The 21,301-nt window shown below is 52.3% G+C and carries 18 protein-coding genes and 1 pseudogene; 8 read left to right on the top strand and 11 right to left on the bottom strand.

The window, feature by feature from the left end; all coding sequences use genetic code 11:
- Positions 1–11 precede the first annotated feature (11 nt).
- Together BLQ82_RS30090 and BLQ82_RS30085 are read right to left on the bottom strand one after the other, a co-directional pair.
- Positions 12–401, bottom strand: coding sequence for a (deoxy)nucleoside triphosphate pyrophosphohydrolase (locus BLQ82_RS30090; RefSeq protein ID WP_062520850.1), 390 nt, complete (start codon positions 399–401; stop codon positions 12–14).
- Positions 402–547: 146 nt separating this feature from the next.
- A complete protein-coding gene (locus tag BLQ82_RS30085) occupies positions 548–1,264 on the bottom strand; it encodes a YceI family protein (protein ID WP_062520848.1) in 717 nt (238 codons plus the stop codon).
- Between the two features lie 167 nt (positions 1,265–1,431).
- Between BLQ82_RS30085 and BLQ82_RS30080 the strand changes: the two genes are divergently transcribed.
- From BLQ82_RS30080 to BLQ82_RS30070, 3 genes are all read left to right on the top strand, one after another.
- Positions 1,432–2,112 (top strand): response regulator transcription factor, encoded by a 681-nt coding sequence (locus BLQ82_RS30080; protein WP_062520879.1) that lies wholly within the window; start codon positions 1,432–1,434, stop codon positions 2,110–2,112.
- Positions 2,100–3,518, top strand: coding sequence for a sensor histidine kinase (locus BLQ82_RS30075; RefSeq protein ID WP_062520846.1), 1,419 nt, complete (start codon positions 2,100–2,102; stop codon positions 3,516–3,518). The genes BLQ82_RS30080 and BLQ82_RS30075 overlap by 13 nt, the downstream gene beginning before the upstream one ends.
- A 94-nt stretch (positions 3,519–3,612) precedes the next feature.
- A complete protein-coding gene (locus tag BLQ82_RS30070; RefSeq protein WP_062520845.1) occupies positions 3,613–4,107 on the top strand; it encodes a hypothetical protein in 495 nt (164 codons plus the stop codon).
- Between the two features lie 457 nt (positions 4,108–4,564).
- Here BLQ82_RS30070 and BLQ82_RS30065 read toward each other — a convergent pair whose 3' ends face one another.
- Positions 4,565–5,491 carry a DUF6612 family protein gene (locus BLQ82_RS30065; protein ID WP_062520843.1) on the bottom strand — a complete coding sequence of 309 codons (927 nt, stop codon included), beginning with the start codon at positions 5,489–5,491 and terminating at the stop codon, positions 4,565–4,567.
- A 205-nt stretch (positions 5,492–5,696) separates the two neighbouring features.
- Here BLQ82_RS30065 and BLQ82_RS30060 point away from each other — a divergent pair.
- Positions 5,697–7,159 (top strand): annotated as a pseudogene (locus BLQ82_RS30060) (amidase family protein).
- A 577-nt stretch (positions 7,160–7,736) separates the two neighbouring features.
- Here the strand turns inward: BLQ82_RS30060 and BLQ82_RS30055 are convergent.
- The 3 genes from BLQ82_RS30055 to BLQ82_RS30045 form a co-directional block, all read right to left on the bottom strand.
- A complete protein-coding gene (locus BLQ82_RS30055) occupies positions 7,737–8,057 on the bottom strand; it encodes a YciI family protein (protein WP_062520841.1) in 321 nt (106 codons plus the stop codon).
- 12 nt (positions 8,058–8,069) lie between these two features.
- Positions 8,070–8,627 carry an SLOG family protein gene (locus BLQ82_RS30050; RefSeq protein WP_062520839.1) on the bottom strand — a complete coding sequence of 186 codons (558 nt, stop codon included), beginning with the start codon at positions 8,625–8,627 and terminating at the stop codon, positions 8,070–8,072.
- A gap of 778 nt (positions 8,628–9,405) precedes the next feature.
- Entirely contained in the window at positions 9,406–11,436 is a 2,031-nt protein-coding gene (locus BLQ82_RS30045; protein ID WP_062520837.1) for a beta-galactosidase, read from the bottom strand.
- Positions 11,437–11,560: 124 nt separating this feature from the next.
- Here BLQ82_RS30045 and BLQ82_RS30040 point away from each other — a divergent pair, with 124 nt between their 5' ends.
- Positions 11,561–12,391, top strand: a complete 831-nt coding sequence (locus tag BLQ82_RS30040) for an AraC family transcriptional regulator (protein ID WP_244281062.1) — start codon at positions 11,561–11,563, stop codon at positions 12,389–12,391.
- 408 nt (positions 12,392–12,799) lie between these two features.
- On the opposite strand, the gene BLQ82_RS30035 is transcribed toward BLQ82_RS30040, so the two are convergent.
- Both BLQ82_RS30035 and BLQ82_RS30030 read right to left on the bottom strand, forming a co-directional pair.
- On the bottom strand, positions 12,800–12,991 hold the full coding sequence (locus BLQ82_RS30035) for a hypothetical protein (RefSeq protein WP_062520833.1): 192 nt from the start codon (positions 12,989–12,991) through the stop codon (positions 12,800–12,802).
- A gap of 101 nt (positions 12,992–13,092) precedes the next feature.
- Positions 13,093–14,010 (bottom strand): LysR family transcriptional regulator, encoded by a 918-nt coding sequence (locus BLQ82_RS30030; protein ID WP_062520831.1) that lies wholly within the window; start codon positions 14,008–14,010, stop codon positions 13,093–13,095.
- Between the two features lie 197 nt (positions 14,011–14,207).
- Here BLQ82_RS30030 and BLQ82_RS30025 point away from each other — a divergent pair, with 197 nt between their 5' ends.
- On the top strand, positions 14,208–14,438 hold the full coding sequence (locus BLQ82_RS30025) for a hypothetical protein (RefSeq protein ID WP_062520829.1): 231 nt from the start codon (positions 14,208–14,210) through the stop codon (positions 14,436–14,438).
- Between the two features lie 85 nt (positions 14,439–14,523).
- On the opposite strand, the gene BLQ82_RS30020 is transcribed toward BLQ82_RS30025, so the two are convergent.
- Genes BLQ82_RS30020 through BLQ82_RS30010 form a run of 3 tightly spaced genes read right to left on the bottom strand, consistent with a single transcriptional unit; the run spans position 14,524 to position 17,606 of the window.
- Complete coding sequence (locus tag BLQ82_RS30020; RefSeq protein ID WP_082722549.1) at positions 14,524–15,831, bottom strand: ABC transporter substrate-binding protein; 1,308 nt, start codon at positions 15,829–15,831, stop codon at positions 14,524–14,526.
- A 60-nt stretch (positions 15,832–15,891) separates the two neighbouring features.
- The gene (locus BLQ82_RS30015) at positions 15,892–16,725 is read right to left on the bottom strand and encodes a carbohydrate ABC transporter permease (RefSeq protein WP_062520827.1); all 834 of its coding nucleotides are present in this window, start codon (positions 16,723–16,725) and stop codon (positions 15,892–15,894) included.
- Positions 16,725–17,606: a carbohydrate ABC transporter permease gene (locus BLQ82_RS30010; protein WP_025705410.1), complete on the bottom strand. Its 882-nt coding sequence runs from the start codon at positions 17,604–17,606 to the stop codon at positions 16,725–16,727. The genes BLQ82_RS30015 and BLQ82_RS30010 overlap by 1 nt, the downstream gene beginning before the upstream one ends.
- Before the next feature lie 133 nt (positions 17,607–17,739).
- Here BLQ82_RS30010 and BLQ82_RS30005 point away from each other — a divergent pair, with 133 nt between their 5' ends.
- A complete protein-coding gene (locus BLQ82_RS30005; protein WP_062520825.1) occupies positions 17,740–19,572 on the top strand; it encodes a cache domain-containing sensor histidine kinase in 1,833 nt (610 codons plus the stop codon).
- Complete coding sequence (locus BLQ82_RS30000; RefSeq protein WP_062520823.1) at positions 19,569–21,209, top strand: helix-turn-helix domain-containing protein; 1,641 nt, start codon at positions 19,569–19,571, stop codon at positions 21,207–21,209. The genes BLQ82_RS30005 and BLQ82_RS30000 overlap by 4 nt, the downstream gene beginning before the upstream one ends.
- Positions 21,210–21,301: the final 92 nt, after the last annotated feature.

Genomic DNA, 21,301 nt, shown 5'->3' with positions numbered 1-21,301 from the left:
TGCTGGCCCGCTTACCTTAACGTCTCCAGCAGCCTGTCCACAAAAGGGATATCCGCCGGAGCAAAAGCAAACCCGTCCAGCTCCTTCGCAGTCACCCAGCGGAAAGCGTCATGGTCGCTCAGCGTAATTCTGCCTTCCAGATATTCGGCCTCCCAGGCTGTCAGCCTGATCGTGAATCCGTCATAATCATGCTCATTTACTCCAAAAGCCGCGTAAGGAAGGATCGCGATGCCCATCTCCTCCATCAGCTCTCTGCGCAGGCAAGCCGGCGCGTCTTCGCCGTCCTCCAGCTTGCCGCCGGGAAATTCCCACAAGCCGGCCTGTGATTTGCCCTGCCTCCGCCGGGCGATCAGGATACGGCCTTCATCGTTATGGATAATCGCCGCTGCTACTTCAATCACAGAGCTTCCCCCTTCATACAGTATAAGTAAGAATATACCTCTGAGCAGATTGGATATCCAGCGAAAATCAAAAAAACTCTTCCCGAAAGCCGCTGATAGGCAGCAGCCGGGAAGAGCTTTTCATTGATTTTACTGAACGCGTCCTGTTATTTCGACAGTACAAGCTCCAGGCGGACCTCCAGATTATTTTCAGTGTCCAGTACAATCGAGTGCGGATTGGCCATGCCGAAATCCTCAAAGGTTACAGTGGTTGTACCTGAGAGCATAAGCTGCCCGCCGCTGTACACGGCCTGAGAATCAAAGGTGACCTCTTTTTCAATGCCTTTTACTGTCATCGTACCTTGCAGTTGAACCGGTACTGCTGTCCCCTCCGTCCATTCCGCCGGCAGCTCCGAGAAGGATTTGACGACAAAAGTGGACTGCGGGAATTCTGTGACGGACAGGAAGTCCGCTCCTTTTACATGCTCGTCCCTCTTGGCGTTGCCGGAATCAAGTGCGCTCATCTCCACCGTTCCTTCACCGGTCATCGCGCCCGCGTCGTCCAGGTTCACATTCCAGGTTCCTGTAACTGAAGGGTCTACGAAATTGACGGTTTCCTTGGAGGTCGTTACCGACCAGTATACTTTTGAAGTGTCGGTGATGTTCCAGGCACCATTTAACTGCTCTGCTGTAACGGCGGCTCCTGCCGATTCGGCGGCTGCATCTGCCGTATTCGTACCGTTCGACGCTCCTGTCTCCTGTGCCGGAATAACGGACTCGATTTCAACATTATTGCCCAAGGTGTTATTCAAGAAAGCAAATGCTGTAATGACTCCTACGATAACGACTCCGGCGGCGGTTATGGCGATTGTTTTTTTCTTCATCCTATTCCCTCCATCCAAATTTTTGCATATGCCCTCTTTGGCTTGGTTCCCATTCTAACAAAGCAATATGTCGGGAATAAGTCAAAGCAGTGTGGCCGGCATTGTGGTAAAATTGTCGTAATTTTAACTAAACGTTGGATGCTGTTAAGGAGACTGGACTATATATGATGAAATCGATTCTGATTGTCGAAGATGAGGAAGCGATTGCCCGCGTGCTTAGGGCCTACCTCAAAAAGGCGGGCTTTCAGGTCACCCTCGCTGCAGACGGGCGCACTGCGCTGGAAGCCTTCGAGGCTGCGCCGCCTTCCCTGATCCTGCTCGATATAAATCTGCCGAATATGGATGGCTTCGAGCTGCTGGGCCTGATCCGTGAGAAAAGCAGCTGTCCCGTGATTATGCTGACGGCCAGAGACTCTATCGGCGACCGTCTCGCCGGACTGGACGGAGGGGCCGACGATTACATGTCCAAGCCCTTCATTCCCGAGGAGGTGGTGGCCCGCGTAAATGCGGTGCTGCGCCGCCCTTCCCAGTGGTCTGACGGCAGCCGCAAGCGCCATTACGGCAGCCTGTTTATAGATTTTGGCGCCCGCAGTGTATTCCTTAACGGAGCCGAGGTTTCCTTAAGCCCCCGTGATCTGTCGGTGCTGCTCTTCCTCGCCGAGCGCCCGAATCAGATCTGCACCAGGGACCAGCTCCTGGAGCATGTATGGGAAATGGATTATGACGGAAGCGACCGGGCGGTGGATCTGTCGATCAAAAGGCTGCGCCAGGCGCTTTCGCACTGGCCTGCCGAAGAAGGCGAAATCCGCACGCTTAGAGGAACGGGGTATCAATTATGGACCACCTGAAGCAGAAGAAGCAGCGGCAGAAGCACACCTCCATCCTCTCCTACTGGACGGTCCGTTATCTGCTGATTATTGGCACCGGCCTCCTGCTCACCGCGCTTGTAACCTTTTGGTGGATTCAGCAGGAGGCAATGAACAACCGGATGCAGACCGCCGCCCTGCTTGCCCAGGAGATTGCCGACCGCAGCGTCAGTGCTGACGGCAGCCTGAATGTCACTCCGGCTCTGCATCAGCTGATTGAGGACCGCAAGCGGTTCTTCAAATTGACGCAGGAAATGTGCGTCATTATCACCGGTCCCAAGGGCGAGCTGCTGTTCTCACAGCCGGAGATGACTGAGAAGGAAATGCGCTACGAGCTTAACGACAGCCTGGACGCGGCGCGAAGCCCAGAGTTCAAGGCAGCTGGCGCACAGATTCAGGGAAACGGCGAAATGCTGGGACAGGTGATGGTGCTGCAATCCAAACGCTCGCTTCGCTACATTCCCCGGGAGGAGATCACCTTCTTCTCTATTCTGATCGTCTTCCTGATTATTTTAAGCTGGCTGACCATCTATCTCTTGTCCATCAAGCTGGCGAAGCCGATTCAGCGTGTAGCCTCCGCGGCCTCGCAGATCAGCGGGGGGAAATATAACATCGTCCTGGAGACAGAGGCCAAGGAGCGCGAGATCCACGAGCTGCTGCTCTCCTTCCAGGAGATGGCAGGCAAGCTGCAGCAATTCGAGCAGTCCCGGGCGGTGATGCTGGCCGGGGTCTCCCATGAGCTGAAAACCCCGGTTACCTCCATCAAAGGACTGGTGCATGCGGTGCGCGAGGGCATTGTCGAAGGCGAGGAGGCCAGCGAATTCCTCGACATTGCCCTGCTGGAGGCTGGGCGGCTGCAGCGTATGGTTGCAGATCTGCTGGATTACAACGCCCTGGCCGCTGGCATTGTCGCCATCCGCCATGACAGGCTGGAGGCTGTTCCGCTGCTGGAGGAGATCGTCTACCAGTGGAAGCTGACCCAGAGCGGGGATGTCTGTACGCCGGAGCTTCAGCTGCCGAAGCAGCCCCTGTTCCTGCGGGGCGATCCGCTGCGCATACAGCAGATTATTGTCAATCTGCTCAACAACAGCGTCCAGGCCAAGCTGCCGGGGCAGAAGCTTCAGCTGAATCTCCGCCTTGCAGAGAACCCGCAGGGCTATGCGGTGATCACCGTCACCGATAACGGGCCGGGCATCCCCGAGGAGAACCGCGAGCGGATCTTCGAGGCCTTCTTCCGCAGCAGCGGCAAGCAAAGCACGCTCCGGGGGCTGGGGCTTGGCCTTACCTTCAGCCGTCTGCTTGCCGGAGCGATGGGCGGAAGCCTCCGGCTTGGCGACAGGCCGGAGCAAGGCTGCACGTTTGTAATAACCCTGCCTTTATGGCGGTAGACCCCCGCTGGTTGGTGCCCGGTTCTGGTCCTTGAAGCGGGCGGCATGGTATAATCAGACGACTGTATTTGAAACCGTAAACCGGAGGCTGTATATGCTTACTTTTGAACAGAAATTGGCTATTCTTGATTCCTACCCCGAGCTTGAGCGGAGAAACGTATCGCTTGGCCGGGTGAATTATCACTTGGAGCAAAGCCGCCACGAGAAGAAAACCGTTGCCTTCCATCTCCATCCGAATGGCAACGGGTTTGTATATGGCGGACTGCTGCGCGGCTACGAGACCGATGACAAGGGCATGGTGAATATCCGCGACTACGGGGAACCCGAGCTGCGGAGCCTGCTGGAGGCGTCTATTGCCTCCCTGTCCATGTTTATTCCGGAGGCGCCCGCACCCGGCAAAAGAAAGAAAAAACCGGCAGCCGCCGCAGAGTCGCTGTGGACCAATCATGAAGGACACACGCTGAGCCTGAAGCCGGAGGATGACCTGTGGTATCTCTACGCCGGCCTTCACCTGGAGATGGCCTTTGAGACACTTGAGGAAGCCGAGGAATATCTGGCGGAAGAAGGATTTGCCCGGACCCAGGGCTAGAGTACTTTCCATAGGGTCGGGCGTCTGGCCCAAAGTATTCAAGCACAGCAGCGATTCTCAATTATTGGAGAATCGCTGCTGTCGTTTGGGCGGCCTCACCCTGCATTCAAATTCTGATTCTGATTTGCTCATGCGGACCACAGATCCCTTATTAGGCTCAAAACCTCTATTTTGCGGGGAATGCGGACTCAGGAGACGTTAGTTGAGCTCAAAAGATACGTATGAAGGGGAATGGGTACAAATAACGTATTCTCAGTCCGCAAGAATGGCTGAACAGAAGAATTCTGCGAAATAAGATCTCCTGTGTCCGGAACGACCAAGTGCGCTTCCCGGATTTAGTGACCGCCGATTCTCAACGGACAACAAAGGACAGTCCCGGCAGCCGTTTCGGCCCAGGAACTGTCCTTTATTAAATACACAAAACTTCAAAGTTAATAGCAGTCTGTCGCTATCCGCATTATTTTGTTGCAGGCATCTGTACTTCCTTGGCACTTAGTGCTTCTTCCGGCACTTTAATCTCACTGATCTCATTATGCTGATTAATCGTTGTCTTCATCTTGGTGTCCATGCTGATGCTCTGGCCAGCATTGGTCATATCCATCATGATTTCAACATCCGTGCGGGTAGGCAGATATGTCTTCTTGTCCACCGCATATACTAGCTTCATACTCTTGATGTCCATCTGCTCTACCAGCGCCGCCTGGCTCTTGTCACCGCCGTTTTGTTCAAGATAGCTTTTAGCCAGCTCTTTGACGCTATCCCCCGATACATCCGCCGTCAGCAGATAATTATTGCCGTCTTCGGTGACCTTCGTATCCTTGGCAATGGTTTTGAATTGCTCCAGTTGCGCCTCCGGATTGGCGGATTGCTCCAGTGAAGCTGTCATCTGTTTCGACATCTCTGCCGGGATTTTCAACCATCGCCCGCCTGTCTGGGAGTAGATGCCGGATTCGGTGATATACTGCTCCACATTCTGTACACCTTGCCCGCTATCCACCTTGACAACCTGATGCATTTGCAGCGGTTCCTTGATTAACTCAGATTTAGTGGTCATATCTATTTTTTGCTGCTTGGCCGTTTCGCCCTTAATAGTCATATTCTGCGAGACCTGCGAATCCATCCCGAAGCTTTTCAGGTCCTTGGCGGCTTCTGCCGACTTCCGGATAAGCTCGTCTAACGTTGGAACTCCTTGCTCTGAGGCTTGCTCTACAGGTGCAGCTGACGCAGACGCCGATGGAGCCGTAGAGGCTGAAGGAGCCGCACTACTTGCATTGTTAGGCGCAGTTGACGCCTCTGCAGAATTCTCTGTGTTCTTGTCATTTCCGCATGCGCTCAGGCTTAAGGCCAGCGATGCCCCCATTACTAACGCAATCCATTTCTTCAACTTGTCTTCCTCCTACTCAAAGTGTGCCGATGCCCCTTAGATTTATGGATGGTAACATCTGCCATGGTGTGTATGTCAACTATTAACCAATCGGGCGGGATTTCTAACATTACTTTTTTTGGAAATAACCCCTATCAACACACGGCAAATTATGTTTAGATGAACAAGAAGGCCCATAACCCACAGGGAAAGAAGCGTGAACCGCATGAGTTTTGAAATCGTAGAGGCTACCATTCCGGAGATTCAGGCTGCGCTTGAAACCGGCCAAATGACGTCCAGACAATTAGTCCTCATGTATCTTGAACGCATCGCTGAGCATGATAAAAGCGGGCTGACGGTGAACTCCGTCCTGGAGATTAATCCCGATGCCCTTTTCATCGCCGAAGCTCTGGATGTGGAACGCTCCCTGCTGGGACCCCGCGGGCCGCTGCACGGTATACCGGTCTTGCTCAAAGACAATATCAACACAGGCGATAAAATGCACACCAGCGCAGGCTCGCTGGCTTTGGCGGATTCTTTTGCCGGGGAAGATGCCTTTATTGTCACCAGGCTGCGAGAAGCCGGGGCGGTCATTATGGGCAAAGCCAACATAACATGACGGAATTCGCCAATTTCATGACAAATGGCATGCCTTCCGGGTACAGTTCACGCGGCGGACAGGTGCTAAACCCCTACAACATATCCACTCCAACGGGCGGCTCCAGCGCCGGTTCCGCAGTAGCTGTGGCCTGCAATTTCTGCACAGTGTCCGTAGGCACAGAAACCTCCGGGTCGATTCTGAATCCCGGGAATCTCGGCTCGGTCATCGGCATCAAGCCGACTGTAGGTATGCTGAGCCGTTCCGGTATACTGCCGCTCTCGAACACACAGGACACCGCCGGTCCCATGGCGCGCACAGTCCGCGATGCTGTTCTGCTGCTGAACGCGATGCTGGGCAAGGATGACAGCGACGCCGCCATGGGCACAAGCGTTGGCCGTCTTCATGAGGATTATACGGCTTTCCTCGATCCGAACGGGCTGCAGGGCGCGCGGATCGGCATTCCGCGGGATTATTATTTTGAGGAGCTGACAGACGGGCAGCTGGCGCTGTTCAATGCCTCCGTGGAGCGGATGCGCAGGCTTGGCGCCACCATCATTGATCCCGCAGATATCCGGACAGCGAGGGAAATCAAGTACTCTTCCGTTGTGCTGAATGAATTCAAAACCTCACTGAATGCCTATCTGTCCCGTCTCGGCCCGGGAGCCCCGATGCGTACGCTGAAGGATATCATCGATTTCAATCATGCCCATCCTATGGAGACGCTGAGATACGGACAATCCACGCTGCTGGATGCCCAATATACCTCCTCCGGGACGTTCACCGAGCCGCAGTATCTGCGCGACCGGGCAACGGATCTCCGGCTCTGCAAGGAGCTCGGAATCGATGCCGCCATGAAGGAGCATCAGCTTGACGCACTGCTGTTTCCGGCTGATTTCGGCGCGCGGATTACCTCAAGGGCAGGTTACCCGTCCATCGTCGTACCTGCCGGCTACACCTCCGCCGGCGCTCCCTTTGGCGTAACCTTTTCTGCCCGGGCCTATCAGGAGCCGGTGCTGATCCGGCTGGCATATGCCTATGAGCAGAATTACAAGGTCCGCAAAGCACCTTCCCTGCGAAGCTTTATATAACAAAACGGCTGTGCCGTCCTCCACGGGACAGTGCAGCCGTCTTGGTTCTAGCGTTACCTGGAGAACGATTCCCCATGAATTCTACGGCAACTCTTTAAGTGGAAAAAGGTTAACTAATTTGCCGGAGTACCCTATCCTCGGGCAGATGAAGTGGAAAAAGGGACACTAATTCAGCCTATTTCGCCATTGTACAAGAAATATAGCCCAATTAAGTTTACTTTTTCCATCTAAATCTCAGAATTTCTTGATTTTCGGAAAAATAAAGTCCCTTTTTCCAACTAGCCCCTGCAAAGAAACCAGTAAAGTAAATGCTAGTTGAAATTAGGATATTTAGACCGGCTACCCTCAGAACTCGGCCTTCGGCACTCCAACAACGGTATTTCTGCCATTGCTCGTTACAAATTCGTCCGAAGTATTTATTCTACAACTTTAAGCATATTTTTATCACATGTGGAAGTAATCATAGTTTCCTATACAATTAAATTAGGGGTAAGCTTGGCTTCCTCCAAAACATATTAATAGAAACGGCAACGTCCCTATAGAGACGGTATCGTTTCTGCGGGAAGAGCTGCCTCTTCTATTCTTCTGCGATGCCCATGTGCCGGTTCCCTGCATGCGATAGTCCCCAGGTGCGCAGCTCATAGCTGCGGATTCCCGTAAGAATGTACGGATCACGCTGCGCGATCTGCTCTGCTTCTTCACGGGATTCCGCACGGATGATGACCATGCCTCCCGGACTGTCGCTGAAGGGTCCGCACATAACAAGCTGTCCGCTGCGCTCAAGCTCTTGCAAATGCTTGACATGCGCCCGGATAATATCCATATCCCTCCGGTCCTGCGGGGTTGGGCTTAACATAATGACATAACAAATATCCTCGTCGCTATTCACAGAACCCATTGGTTGTCCTCCTTATTCATAGCCTTGCTGGCTCTCTTCATCAGCAATATTCTGAATCTCCTCGGCATGCATCAGATAGAGGCCATAGTCTCCTTCTGCATTAAGCTTCAATGCACGCTCCTTGAAGAATTTCGGACTACCCTCGGCGGCATCTTCATCGTAGAACAGCAGAATCGCATCGCTTTTGCGGAACAACAGGTCATCTCTGGCCCGGAACTGCCAGCTGCCGTCATACGGGGCATTGCTGACCGCCCCACAATAATCGGCCCCGGCAATAATCCGCCGGTATTCGTTCTGCTTGTCCTCCTTCCACTTTTCCTCCGGCGAAGCGTGTGCGGTGATAATGCCCAGCTTCAGCCCGGGATACTGCTGCTTCAGCTCAAGCACCACTTCACAGGCCCACAGATCCACGCCGTATTGGCCGGGTGTAATGATCCAGTCTACCCCCTCCTCGACGAGCGGGATCAATCTGTTCATTAGCGCTTTTTTAATATAAGGAATCCCCTGATGTTTGCTGTCAAAAATCCCGAGCTCATGCGCACGGTAGCCTGTTACCAGTAAAGTTGTCATGTGCTGCCTCTCTCCTGAACCGTCACTCATCGCCAACTAATTAACGAAGTTCGCAAAAGCAAAGATCGAACATTCTTTGTCTTTCAAACAATTTTCTTGTTCTGGGGTTGAATGAATGGTAGTGTGAGCGGATTCTGTACGGAAGCTCTATCGTATACTGCGTCGGAAACTTCGGAACAAGCGAAAACCCACCGCGAAATAGGTTGGCACCCTAACGGTGGGTTTCGCTTGAACTAGCAATTTTGTTCGTGCGCGCCGTGGTGATCCACAGCCTTACTGGTCCTAAGGAGACTTTGCCGTTGGCGCGGCGGGGTCTCCTTTTTTAGTATACGGAACCGTTGTTCTTCTTTATACCCACTATTTTAGCACGCGTAATAATACGTGTCTATCGGATACGCAATTATATCGATGTAAATTCCAACTTCGCCCTTCACTGACCACACTACCAGTTTAGATTTCGGTTTTGAGCCTGGAGGGCCTCATTAGCTGCACGCGGCAAGCCCAAGTTGGAAAAAGTGAACTTCATTCTTTCTCATCCCGCTTCTCGGCAACCAATTAAATCTACTTTTCCCCACTATTCCTTCTGCTGAAAGCTTTTACGTTCATTTAAGTGAACTAATTCCATTTCACCTTCCTGCAGCAATAGACGGAAATCATAAGAGTGCAAGTAAGTGAGTTTCAGCGCAAAAAAAGGACGATGCTCCAAGCCTAAAGCTTGGGACATCGTCCTTCTTAAACCCATCTCTGCGGAACTGCTCTTTATTCTTCCAAACTAATCTTAGTTCTTGTCTGACAAAATCAGCACGCCCCGCCCCGGAACAACGGCCGTGCCGCTGAAGGTCTTGCCGGTCAGCAGATCGGTGCGTTCAGCGGAGCCGATATCCGCACTGAGTTCGCCTTCCTTATGGTTCAGCAGGAACAGATAGGATACACCGTCCTTAACGCGCTGTACGGATTCGATGCCTTCCGGTGCGCTGACCAGCGGCTGAATCTCCTTCTCTGCACACAGGTTCCACAGGAACCCTTGCAGGAACGCCGCATCCGGACTGGTTGCCACGTAGTAAGCCTTGCCCTCGCCAAAACGGTTCACGGTTAGAGCCGGCATACCTTTGTAGAAATCAGCGCCATATTCAGCCAGCACTTCCGCGCTTTCCGCGTGAATCAGATCGCACAGCAGATCGCACGGATAAGTGCGGTTCAGCGCGCCCCACTCTTTGCTCATTACGATTTCATTGCTCATTCCCGGCAGCAGGGCGTCGATTTCCTCAGCCCAAATGCCGAGCACCTTGCGCAGCTCGCCCGGGTAGCCCCCGACGGTAACCAGATCATTTTCGTTCACGATGCCGCTGAAATAAGTCGTAACGAATGTGCCGCCCGCCTTCACGAAGGCTTCGACCTTCTCGGCAAATCCCGGCTTGATCATATACAGCACCGGAGCGATAACAATCTTGTACTTGGAGAGGTCTTCTTCGACTCCGATCATATCGGCTTCGATATTCTGCTGATACAGCGCGTCGTAATATTTATGCACTTCGTTCACATAATCCAGCGCTACGGAAGGTCCGCTTGACAGATCAAGCGCCCAGCGGTTTTCCCAGTCATAGATAATGCCGATCTGCGCTGCACTGCGCGCATCCAGCAGTTGATCGCCCAGCAGCTCCAGCTCTCTGCCAAGCTCGGCACATTCACGGAAGACGCGCGTATGCTCATGTCCCACATGCTCAATGACGGCACCATGATACTTCTCGCAGGCGCCGATGGAACGGCGGAGCTGGAAGAACAGCACCGTGTCCGCGCCCCGCGCTACCGCCTGATAGCTCCACAGGCGCATTACGCCTGGACGCTTCAGCGAGTTGTACGGCTGCCAGTTCTGCTGGCTCGGCGTTTGCTCCATCAGCATAAACGGCTGGCCGTTCTTCAGACCGCGCATCAGGTCATGCGTCATGGCCGTATGGCTGACCGGTGTATCCAGGGAAGGATAGTTATCCCATGAGACAACATCCATATGCTTCGCCCACTCGAAATAATCCAGCTCAGGGTAGAAGCCCATCAGGTTAGTTGTCACCGGAACATTTGTGCTGTGCTCCTTGATGGCGTTATATTCCAGCTTGTAGCATTCCAGCAGGCTATGTGACATAAATCTGCGGTAATCAAGGGAGATTCCCTGGAAGTTGGTCCGGTTGCCGTTCCATTCCTCACTTAACTCGTTTGGCACAACAATTTCTTCCCAATCATAGAAGGTGTGTCCCCAGAAACGGGTGTTCCAGGCTTTATTGAGGGCATCCAGCGAGCCGTAACGGTTCTTCAGCCAGACCCGGAAAGCTGCTTCAGACTGTTCGGAATAATCGTAGCCGCCATATTCATTAGAAATATGCCAGGCCACCAGCCCCGGATGGTCCTTATAGCGCTCAGCCAGCTTGCCCGCCAGCTTGGCAGCGAATTTGCGGTAAACCGGACTGTTCGGATTGGAGTTATGGCGTCCGCCGAATTTGCGTTTTCTGCCCTGGACATCGACCCGGGTCACTTCCGGGTAGCGGTGGGCCATCCAGGCCGGGTGGGCCCCTGTGCTTGTAGCCAGGCAGACATAGGTTCCATTGTTATATAAGCGGTCCATCAATTCATCCAGGCCGGAGAAATCATAGGTATCCTCCGAAGGCTGAATCAGCGCCCATGAGAATACATTAATCGTAGCGACATCAATGCCCGCCAGCTTGAACATCCGTTCATCCTCTGCCCATACCGGGGCGTCCCACTGCTCGGGATTGTAATCTCCGCCGTACCAAATCTTCGGCAATTTATCGTTGATCACGTATCGCACATCCTTTATAGTATAAGTATATTCTTATTGTAAACGCTCTACGTTTCCCTTTAAATATAAAATTACCACCAACTCATATAATAATATGGAACAACAGGAGAGGATACATTTGCCCGTGACAGCCCCCCGCAGAATTGTGTTCGGCCAAGAAGGCGGATACCACCTGCCGATTACACTCGACAGCATGGGCTACAACCCCGACCAGGAGAAGGTATCCCGCCCTGAGGGGTACCATGCCTATCATTGGCTCCAGACCTCACAGGGTGAGGGAATTATCCATTTCGAGAATAAAAAGCTTACGCTCGCCGAAGGCAGCGGCGTACTCCTGCTCCCGGGGACCACCCACAGATACGAAGCGCTGTCCCCTGAACCGTGGTGCACCTATTATCTGACCTTCGGGGGAAGCTCTGCCCGGCAGATTCTGGATTCGCTCGGCATGAATGCCAACTCCTTTTACCGCTGGGAGAGCGAGGCTCCGTTGCCTTTGATGCTGAAGGAAATGCTCGACCGGCACGATGCCGCCGAGGATATGTTCAGCCTTGGTGCTTCTACCGATGCCTACCGGTTCCTCCTGACGCTCAGCAAATATGGACACCTGCACAACAATACCTCCATTTCCCGCAATGTGGACAAGGTGCAGCCATTGCTGAAATGGATGGATAGCCATTATGGCGATCCTGATATCGGCCTGCATGACCTGGCTTTGCAGCTTGATGTGTCAGGCCGCTACCTTAACAGCCTGTTTCTGCAGACCTTCGGCCTTTCTCCATATGCCTACTTCGTCCGCCTGCGTATCCGCAAGAGCAAGGAGCTGCTGGTCAGCCAGCCCGATCTAACCGTAAAAGCCATTTCGCAGCAGGTCGGCTTCCGCGATGTCAGCCACTTCGTGGCCACCTTCCGCAAGCAGTCCGGAACCACGCCGGATCAATTCCGGCGGCTGCATTGATTCTCTATATGAGTTGGAGAACTGGAAAGTAGCTTGGGGAACGTGAGTGAGGCTCATATGGAACTGATGCTAAGTGGAAAAAGTAAAACTAAATCGCTAAAATTTTGGCTGCAGAAGGTTTTAGTGGGAATTTGTACATCTAATTCATGCCTATTCACCCCATACGGCCGCTTTCAGCTGAATTAGTGGTACTTTTTCCAACATAGACCCTTCATGAGCCGAATGAGTTTGTTGAGTGAGCCTTTTTCCCGCTAAGGATGACTAGCTCTGTTCATGAGTTTCAATCTATATAGTGCCATTCCGGAAGAGACTCAGAACACAAGCAGCGGCACCCGGGGCTGAACCAGCCGGGGTGCCGCTGCTTGTGTTCTTCGGATAAATCCTGCATAAGACCATGAGGTAAATTCGTTAAAAGATCCAGATGCACAGGCCCACGATAACCGCGAGCACAGCCACCGCTATCACCAGATCGGTAGTCTGCCTCCAGAAGCCCGTTATGCCCTTTTGATGATAATTACGCGCGTCGGCATCATGCTTGGCTTTGTGGGCACCGGGGTCCGGACTGGGTACGTTAGGTCCAGCATTAAAAAAGTCAGACATGGAAATCATCTCCTTTTACCCATTATACCCGTTAGTTCCTGGTAGTAACACCCCAGCTGATGTACTTTGACTCCATGGACCAAGTACCGGGTCACTTCCTGTTACTTTACGGCTCCGCCGGTTTCTGCCGCAGGGCTATCCGCTCCGCACACAGCTTCCGGCAGGCGCATTTTCAGCTCTTCTATGAATTCCCGGAAGGCGCTGGTCATATACAGGTCACGCCGACGGATAAACACTGTCGGAACCTCCGCATACCTCTCCGGAAAAGGATAGCAGCGGATTCCCTCTGTTACATTCATCCGGTTAAAATAAGATACGGGCAGAACCGCATACCCAATCCCCGCTTTTACGCATCCCAGCAACCCTTCCATGGTCCCGAATTCCATTACCTTCCCCAGCCGGCAGCCCTCGTCTCCGAGCCACTCTTCCAGCCTGGTGCGGTAAATGCAGTTCGCATTCAGAATCAGCAGCGTCTTGTCATGGACCGACTGAAGGCCCTGATAGTCTATTGCATCAGGAACGATAAGTCCAAGCTTCTCATTGATGACCAGCTCCTGAATAATTTCCGGATGCTCGACCGGCCCGTCTACGAAAGCTCCGTTCACAGCATATTGCAGGACGGCATCGATGAGATCATTGTTTCGTCCGATCTGCAGCTGAACCTCGACGTCAGGGTAACACCCGCGGTAGGCAGACAGGATGGCAGGCAGCCGCACGGCAGCCGTCGTATCCGAGCCAACCGTGATCGAGCCCTTCGGAACCGGCGAATCCAGAACCGCCTGTGCCGCTTCCTCCAGAAGATTAAATATTTTGAGTGTGTATTCCATGAGCGTCTGTCCGGCTGAAGTCAACGTGATGCCCCGGCTGTGCCGGTAAAAGAGCGGAGTTTTCAGCTCCTGCTCCAGTTGCTGAATTCTTGCCGTTACATTGGACTGCACATAGTTCAAGCGTTGGGCCGCTTTGGAGATGCTGCCTTCTTCAGCCACTGCCTGAAACACCTTAAGAAGACCAATATCCATAGTCCGTCTCTCTCCCCCCGGATCAGCCATCAGCCGCAGTGATGTCGTCCATCATTTCTCTTCATTATACATGATCCGCTTCACGGATTATGATGAAAACAGAGACAAAATGAACTTAAGTATACGCATCCGAAGTTCGTTTGCAAAGTGGACTCAAGTAAGAAGAGGTTATCAAAACTTCATAAGGAGTGGGAGTAATGGAGAACAAAAATTGGTGTTTCAAGGTGCCCGGGGACCCGGACGGCAGGGAAAAGGTTATCAATACCAGCGAAGTCAAAAGCGTATATGATCTGCTGGATCTGCTTCACCGTGATGAGCTTCAAGGCCCCCAGAAGAAGCAGGCTGCAGGGCTGAAGGATAATCCGCAAGCCGTGCTGCTCCCCTTTATCTCCCGGATGATGAAAAAGAGACGTCATCCTTCCGCCTGAGCCAGGAGACGTCCCTTTGCAAATCCACTTTTCCAAATCAAGTATGGTCCTATTGGACTCTATAACATAGTGTAAACCGCTATGATTATTTCTTCAGCTTATCCCAAGCTGCCTGCATGCCTTTTTCCCAACCGGCTTCGTCCGTTTTACCGGCAATCAGCTCTTGAATTACGCTGGCAAACTCCTGGGTTACACCATCAGGGAATTTGGAGGATTGCAGACCATATACTTTACCGTCCTGAACGTATTTCCATACATCAGAACCGAGTGCCCCGATATCCTCTGGAGTAGCTTCAATGGTTTTCAATGCAGGGATAAATTTCCATTTTTTAGTGATATATTCTTTACCCATATCGGAAGTGACGAGCCAGTTCAAGAATGTTTTGGCTTCTTCTTTGGAGCCGGAATCTTTATTTACAACCAGGTTGGCAGGAATCCCTACAGTCATCTTGTCGTTTTTTGCTGGGTCATCATTGATTGGCATAGGGAACATGCCGATGTTCATGTTAGGCGTAATGTTGTCCACAAGTGTCTGGGCCCAGTTGCCTTCCTGCATCATGGCCGTTTCGCCCTTGGCGAACATCGCCAGGTGAGTGTTGGCATCGGTAGTCAGAGGATTTTTCTGGCCGTATTTCACGGTCAAATTAAGCAGGTTGCTCCAGTCCTTGAATACCGGGTTGCCTACGATACTTGCAGTGCCCCCATTGAGGCCTTTGATGAACTCATCTACATTATCCTGCTGTGCAAAGGCTACGCTGATGCCCTGGTTGCCCAGCAGCCACCATTCCTGATAAGCGTTGCCGAAAGGTGTGACATCGATAGCCTGCAGCTTTTTAGCGGCTTCTTCAAGCTCGGTGATGGTCTTTGGAGTTTCGGTGATACCGGCTTTGGTGAACAGGTCTTTGTTGTACACATAGCCGATCCCTTCAAGGTTCATTGGCATACCGTAGGTTTTGCCGTCTTTAGTCATTGGCTCTGCCGCCAAAGGGATCAGATCCTTCACCCAAGGCTGGTCCGACAGGTCTTCCAGCTTGTCTCCCCACAGGTCCATTTCGGCATATCCGCCGTTGGAGAAAATATCTGGCGCATCCCCGGAAGCAAACTTGGTCTTCAGGGCTGCTGCATAGTCCGCACCGCCGCCGACGGTTTGAATATCCAGCTTGATGCTCGGATGCTCTTTTTCGAATTCGACCTTCAGTTCATTCAGGCCTTCAACGATTTCCGTTTTGAACTGAAAGATTTTAACCGTTTTCACTGCGCCGGAAGTGTTGCCAGCGCTTCCATTTGATGCATTATTAGATGCGGTATTATTGGAATTTCCGCCGCATGCCGCAAGCATGACTGACATGAGCATTACAGATGACAGCATCAATGCAGAACGTTTCTTCATCATTTCTAATTTCCCCCTTGAATAAATTAACTGCTGTTATATTTGGAACGGGGGCCCGGGGAATTAACCCTTCACCGAGCCTGCCGCTATTCCCTCAACAATGTAACGCTGCATGAACAGATAGAAAATGACGATTGGAGCAACCCCAAGGGTCAGTGCCGGAAGCGCCATATCCCATTGCTTCGTATATTGCCCGAAGAACGAGAAGGTAGCCAGCGGAATGGTGCGCAGCCCGGGCGCCTGAAGAATCAGCGACGGGAGCAGATAATCGTTCCAGATGCCCAGTGCGTTCAAGACGATGATCGTCATCAGCATCGGCTTCAACAGAGGAAGCACGATCCGGAAGAATGCCGAGATCGGATTACAGCCGTCGACCGTTGCAGCCTCTTCTATCTCAAGAGGCACCGACTTGATGAAGCCGTGGAACAGGAAGATCGCCATCGGAATACTTAACCCCAGATTGGAGATGATCAGACCCGCAAAGGAGTTATTGACCCCGAGTATATTAACGACTTTCAGGATCGGAATCATAATGGTCTGAAAGGGAACCACCATCGCCGCAACGAACAGCAGCAGCAGAATTTGATTGAACCGTGTGTTGGCGCGGACCATCCGGTAAGCAGCCATTGCGCTGAACAGCGAGATCAGAACTACAGAGATTATAGTTACAATCAGTGAATTGCGGAACGCTTCGGAGAAGCGGGCTAGCTTCCAGGCATTCGAGTAGTTGGACCACATGAATTCCTGCGGCCAGCTTGCCGCATTGCTTAGAATCTCACCAAAGGATTTCACCGAGTTCGCCAGCAGGAAATAGAAAGGAGAAAGAAACAGCAAGGCCAGCAGGATCATAAGCACTTCAATTCCGATGTTCCATCTGCCTTTAGACTTTGCTTTCATTATGCTTCTACCTCCTTGCTCTTCGTCACACGAACCTGAATGACGGTGATAATCGCTACAATCAGGAAGAAGAGCAGCGCTTTAGCCGTACCCAGCCCGTAACGGTTGTTCAGGAAGGCTTCATTGTAAATATTCATGGCCACAGATTCCGTGGATTTGAACGGTCCGCCTTTCGTCAGGGACAGGTTCAGGTCGAACATTTTGAAGGACCAGGAAATGGCCAGGAACAAACCAATCGTCACCGCAGGCATAATCAAAGGAACAATAATGCTGCGGAGCACCTGCATGCGGGAAGCCCCGTCAATCTCAGCAGCTTCCAGCACCTCTTTGGAGACATTGCTGAGTGAAGCGATGTAGATCACCATCAGATAACCCGAAGACTGCCAGACAAAAACCATGACAATCGCCCAGAAACCGGTGGTTGCATCCCCGAGCCAGGGAAGATTAAAGAAGGACCAGCCGGTGATATCGCCCATCGTGGCGAAACCCTTGATGAAAATGAACTGCCATATAAACCCAAGCAGCAATCCCCCGATCACATTCGGCATGAAAAAAATGGTACGGAGCATATTGCGTGTTTTTAATGGTTTTGTCAGAAAATAGGCCAGAAAAAAGCCTACTATATTGGTCAAAACTACTCCCAGCACAGTAAATCTCACGGTGAACCAGAAGGATGACCAGAAATCCGGATCGTTTGTAAATATCGCTGTAAAGTTATCAGCGCCAACCCAGCTTACGTTCCCCGATACACCATTCCAGTCCGTGAAGGAATAATACATCCCCATCAGAAATGGAATAATCGTAATCAGGGTGAAAAACAATAATGCCGGACCGACGAAAAAAGTCTGTTGGCCTAATTGGGACAACTTTGAACCGCGCATTCACCCGTCCCCCTTTCTTTTACTCACTTACTTGTTTATGATCTAAACATATTATCTGTTTTTTGAAGGGTCTCTTACACCTACTCAGGTGATCTTTCAGGTGTAAAATATTGATCGGATGTGACAAGAATCGATGAAATGGAACAGTATCCGCACGAAACTGATTGTTTTTTTACTCCTTCCAACTCTAGTTTGTATTATAGCTACGATGTTTATCAGCTATTCCTACACGACGAAGTCTCTGCGGACCCGGGCGGTGGATGAGAATACGAATCTCCTATACCAAGGCTCCAAAAATATCAGCAGCTTCATTCAGGATGTAAACCGGCTGTCCCTGACGATCTACTCGGATTCGGACTTTTACCGGCAGCTTGAAGCGGGCTATGACGATATGTCGGCGGGCATCCGCATTTATTCTTCGCTGAATTATATCTTGACCTCCATGCCTGACATCTTTCAGGTCTATCTATACCGCGTTAAGGACAGCAAAGCGACGCTCTTATCCCATAACGCCACGCCAAAGCGCTGGCAGGGAATCCCTCCCTACAGTGACTCCAGGATCACGGATGCCTATCCCTTATCCATCCAGAGCACCCATATCAGCAACACCTACGGGCTGAATTCACCGATCCCGCAGCTGACGCCCGAGCCGGTATTCACCCTGCACAGAAGGATTGAGCGGATTCCTTCCACCGAGGCGCTGGGCTACCTTTCCATTGATGTGAAGCTGACTGCTTTTACAGATATCATGAATCAGCTGTACGAGCAGGATAAGGAAAATATCTATCTGGTGGATGACAGCGGCACTATCGTCTACAGCCATGATGAAGCAGACCTCGGCAAGCCGCTGAACGCCTCCTGGTATAACAAGCCAATCGCGGGAAACGGCCTCTCCCAGGGGTATTTTGAAAAAGACGGTGCCGTGTTTATCTATCAGAAGATTGATAGTCCCGGACTGAACTGGACGCTGGTGAAGCAGATTCCGGTCTCCTACCTGTTCCGCGAAGCCAAAGAAGCCGCCAGAATCAATATTCTGCTGCTGGTGGTGCTGATGTTGATGATCATTGCGTTGACGATTCTCATTTCCTTCCGGATCACTGCTCCCATTAAGCAGCTGACCCGGTACATGAATCAAGTGCAGACCGGTAATCTTGAGATTGATATCCGGCCTGCCGGCAAGGATGAAATCGGCCTCGTCACCGAGCGCTTCCGCAGCATGATGGATACAATCAACAATCTGATTCTGCGGGAGTACCGGCTGGAGCTGTCGAATAAAACCAATGAGCTGAGGGCGCTGCAATCGCAGATCAATCCTCATTTTCTGAACAATACGCTGCAGATTATCGGTACCCTCGCTTTGGAGCTTAAGGTGCCGCAGATTTATGCCCTGCTCTCCGCGCTGGCTAAGATGATGCGCTACAGCATGTACAATGATGAAAAGATCGTTACGGTACAAGATGAGCTGGACCATGTCAAAGCCTATGTCGAGCTGCAAAAGGAACGTTTTGAAAATAAGTTCACTTTCCGCTACGATATGGAAGAATCGCTGCTGAAGGCGCTGATGCCCAAAATGATCCTCCAGCCCATCGTGGAGAATTACTTCAAGCATGGCTTCAATCTCGCCCGCACCGACGGCCTAATTGAAATTAAGGCGGCCCGGCTCGCCTCCGGGCGGATGGAGATTGCCATCCGGAACAACGGCAGCTCCATTCCCGCAGCGAAGCTGGAAGCCCTCCGGGAAGAGCTTCTGCATCCCGGCAGGCTGGATATAGACACGCTGAAAGTGATGGACAGCAAAGACAGCAAGCGGGATGCTCCCGGGGCCCGGATCGGCCTGCCTAACGTGCTGGCCCGGCTGCGGCTGGTCTGCGGGGACAGCGCTATGCTGACTGTGGACAATGATAAGGCCGGCGGAGTCATCGTCCGGCTGGAAATTGATATTGTAGTGGAGAGTGAAGCCATATGAAGGCGCTGATTGTAGACGACGAAGCCAGAGTCCGGAAGGCGGTCAGACTTCTGGTCGACTGGGATGCCCATCAGATCAGGGAAATTCTGGAGGCCGGAAACGGCAATGAAGCCATCGAGCTGATCCGCAAGGAGAAACCTGCCCTGGTCATCATGGATATGTTGATGGAATCGGGCAACGGGATCGAGCTGATGTCCTGGGTCAATGAATTCGCCGGCAACACCAAATTTATTGTGGTCAGCGGCCATAATGATTTTGACTTTGTCCGCCAGACTGTCCGCCATGGCGGCATTGACTATATACTGAAGCCCATTGAGCCGGAAATGATCAATAACGCAGTAGCCAAGGCCGTGACCGCCTGGCGGTCGGAGGAAGAAGAACGCAGCCACCGGCAGAGGCAGAGTATCCGCCTGAATGAAATCAGACCCATTTACGGGGAAAAGCTGCTGTCGGCGCTGATCGATGATCCGATCAATGCGGAAGCTTCACTGCGCAGGCTGTGGGACGACGGGATAATCCCGCATACCGCCACAGTCTCACGGCTGATTCTAGTGCAGACTGATCCCGGCAACAACCCGCTGATCAAACGGTTCGGAGGCGACAGCGAGCTGCTGTATTACGCCATCGTCAACATCTGCAATGAATTTCTGCACCTGCAGGGCAAGGGGATAGCCTTCCGGTATTGGGGAGGACCGCCGGAAATCGCTATTATCCTGTGGGATGTCCAGGAATCTGTAGCCGAGCTGATCAACCGGATTAACCAGGGCATTTACATGACTCTGCAGTTCCGGATGCATTTTGGCATCAGCTCCGTGGGAGCCCTGCCGGGGGGGCTGCCGGCTGAACGCACAGAAGCCGCCGAGGCCTTGCTCCGGCGGAATCTGTTAAGACATGAGGACTACTGCCATTTCCCCTCCTCCTCCTCCTCCTCCAAAACTGTAGTTACCGGAAGTGAACCTCCGATTATCTTTGCCGACGTGCAGGAGGAATGGAGAATGGCAGTGATCAGCGGCAACCCGGAGGTGCTGTCAGCCGCCGCCCGGCACTGGACTCAGGAGCTGAGCCGCCGGGGTGTTGTTACCCCCGAGATGCTGAATTCCTGGAAGGCCGATGCCCTGCTGTTCCGTTCCCGGCTGGTCCGGGAAGCCCTCGGCGGACAAGCAGACAGCGCTCTGGCAGAGCTTGAGCGGGCGGACAGCCTGAACCCGGCTCCCCTGCCGAGCGGCTATTCCTTCTCCTTGTTCGCCTGGCGTGACTGGTCCTTTGCTGTGCTGCAGCGCCTTTCTCAGGAGCTTACAGCCAGAGCGGTGAAGGAGCGCAACCCGATGACGGAAATTGTGAAATACATTGAACAGAACTATCCATCCGACTTGTCGCTGCAAGAAGTGGCCGGCAAATTCTACGTCAGCCGTGAATACATCTCCCGCAAATTCAAGCAGGAATACGGCATTAATTTCTCCGATTATATCGGCAGTGTCAGAATTGAAAAGGCTAAGCTGCTGCTGCAGAACCCCAACCTGAAGCTGTCGCAGATTTCGGAGATGGTCGGATTTCACGATGTCAAATACTTCAGCAAGGTATTCAAAAAACAGGTAGGCCTCTCGCCCAAAGACTACAGAACCCGGATCACCCTCTGATTTATGGAGGGGATGCTTGCCCGCACACAACAGTCCGTAACTTTGAACATTCATCTGTTGTCATCTGGTCAATCGTCCATACAGGAATTGAG

Source organism: Paenibacillus jilunlii (assembly GCF_900102965.1).
Taxonomy (GTDB): Bacteria; Bacillota; Bacilli; order Paenibacillales; family Paenibacillaceae; genus Paenibacillus_AQ; species Paenibacillus_AQ jilunlii.
Note: the sequence above shows the minus strand (reverse complement) of the source record. Positions and strands in the feature narration are given on the sequence as shown.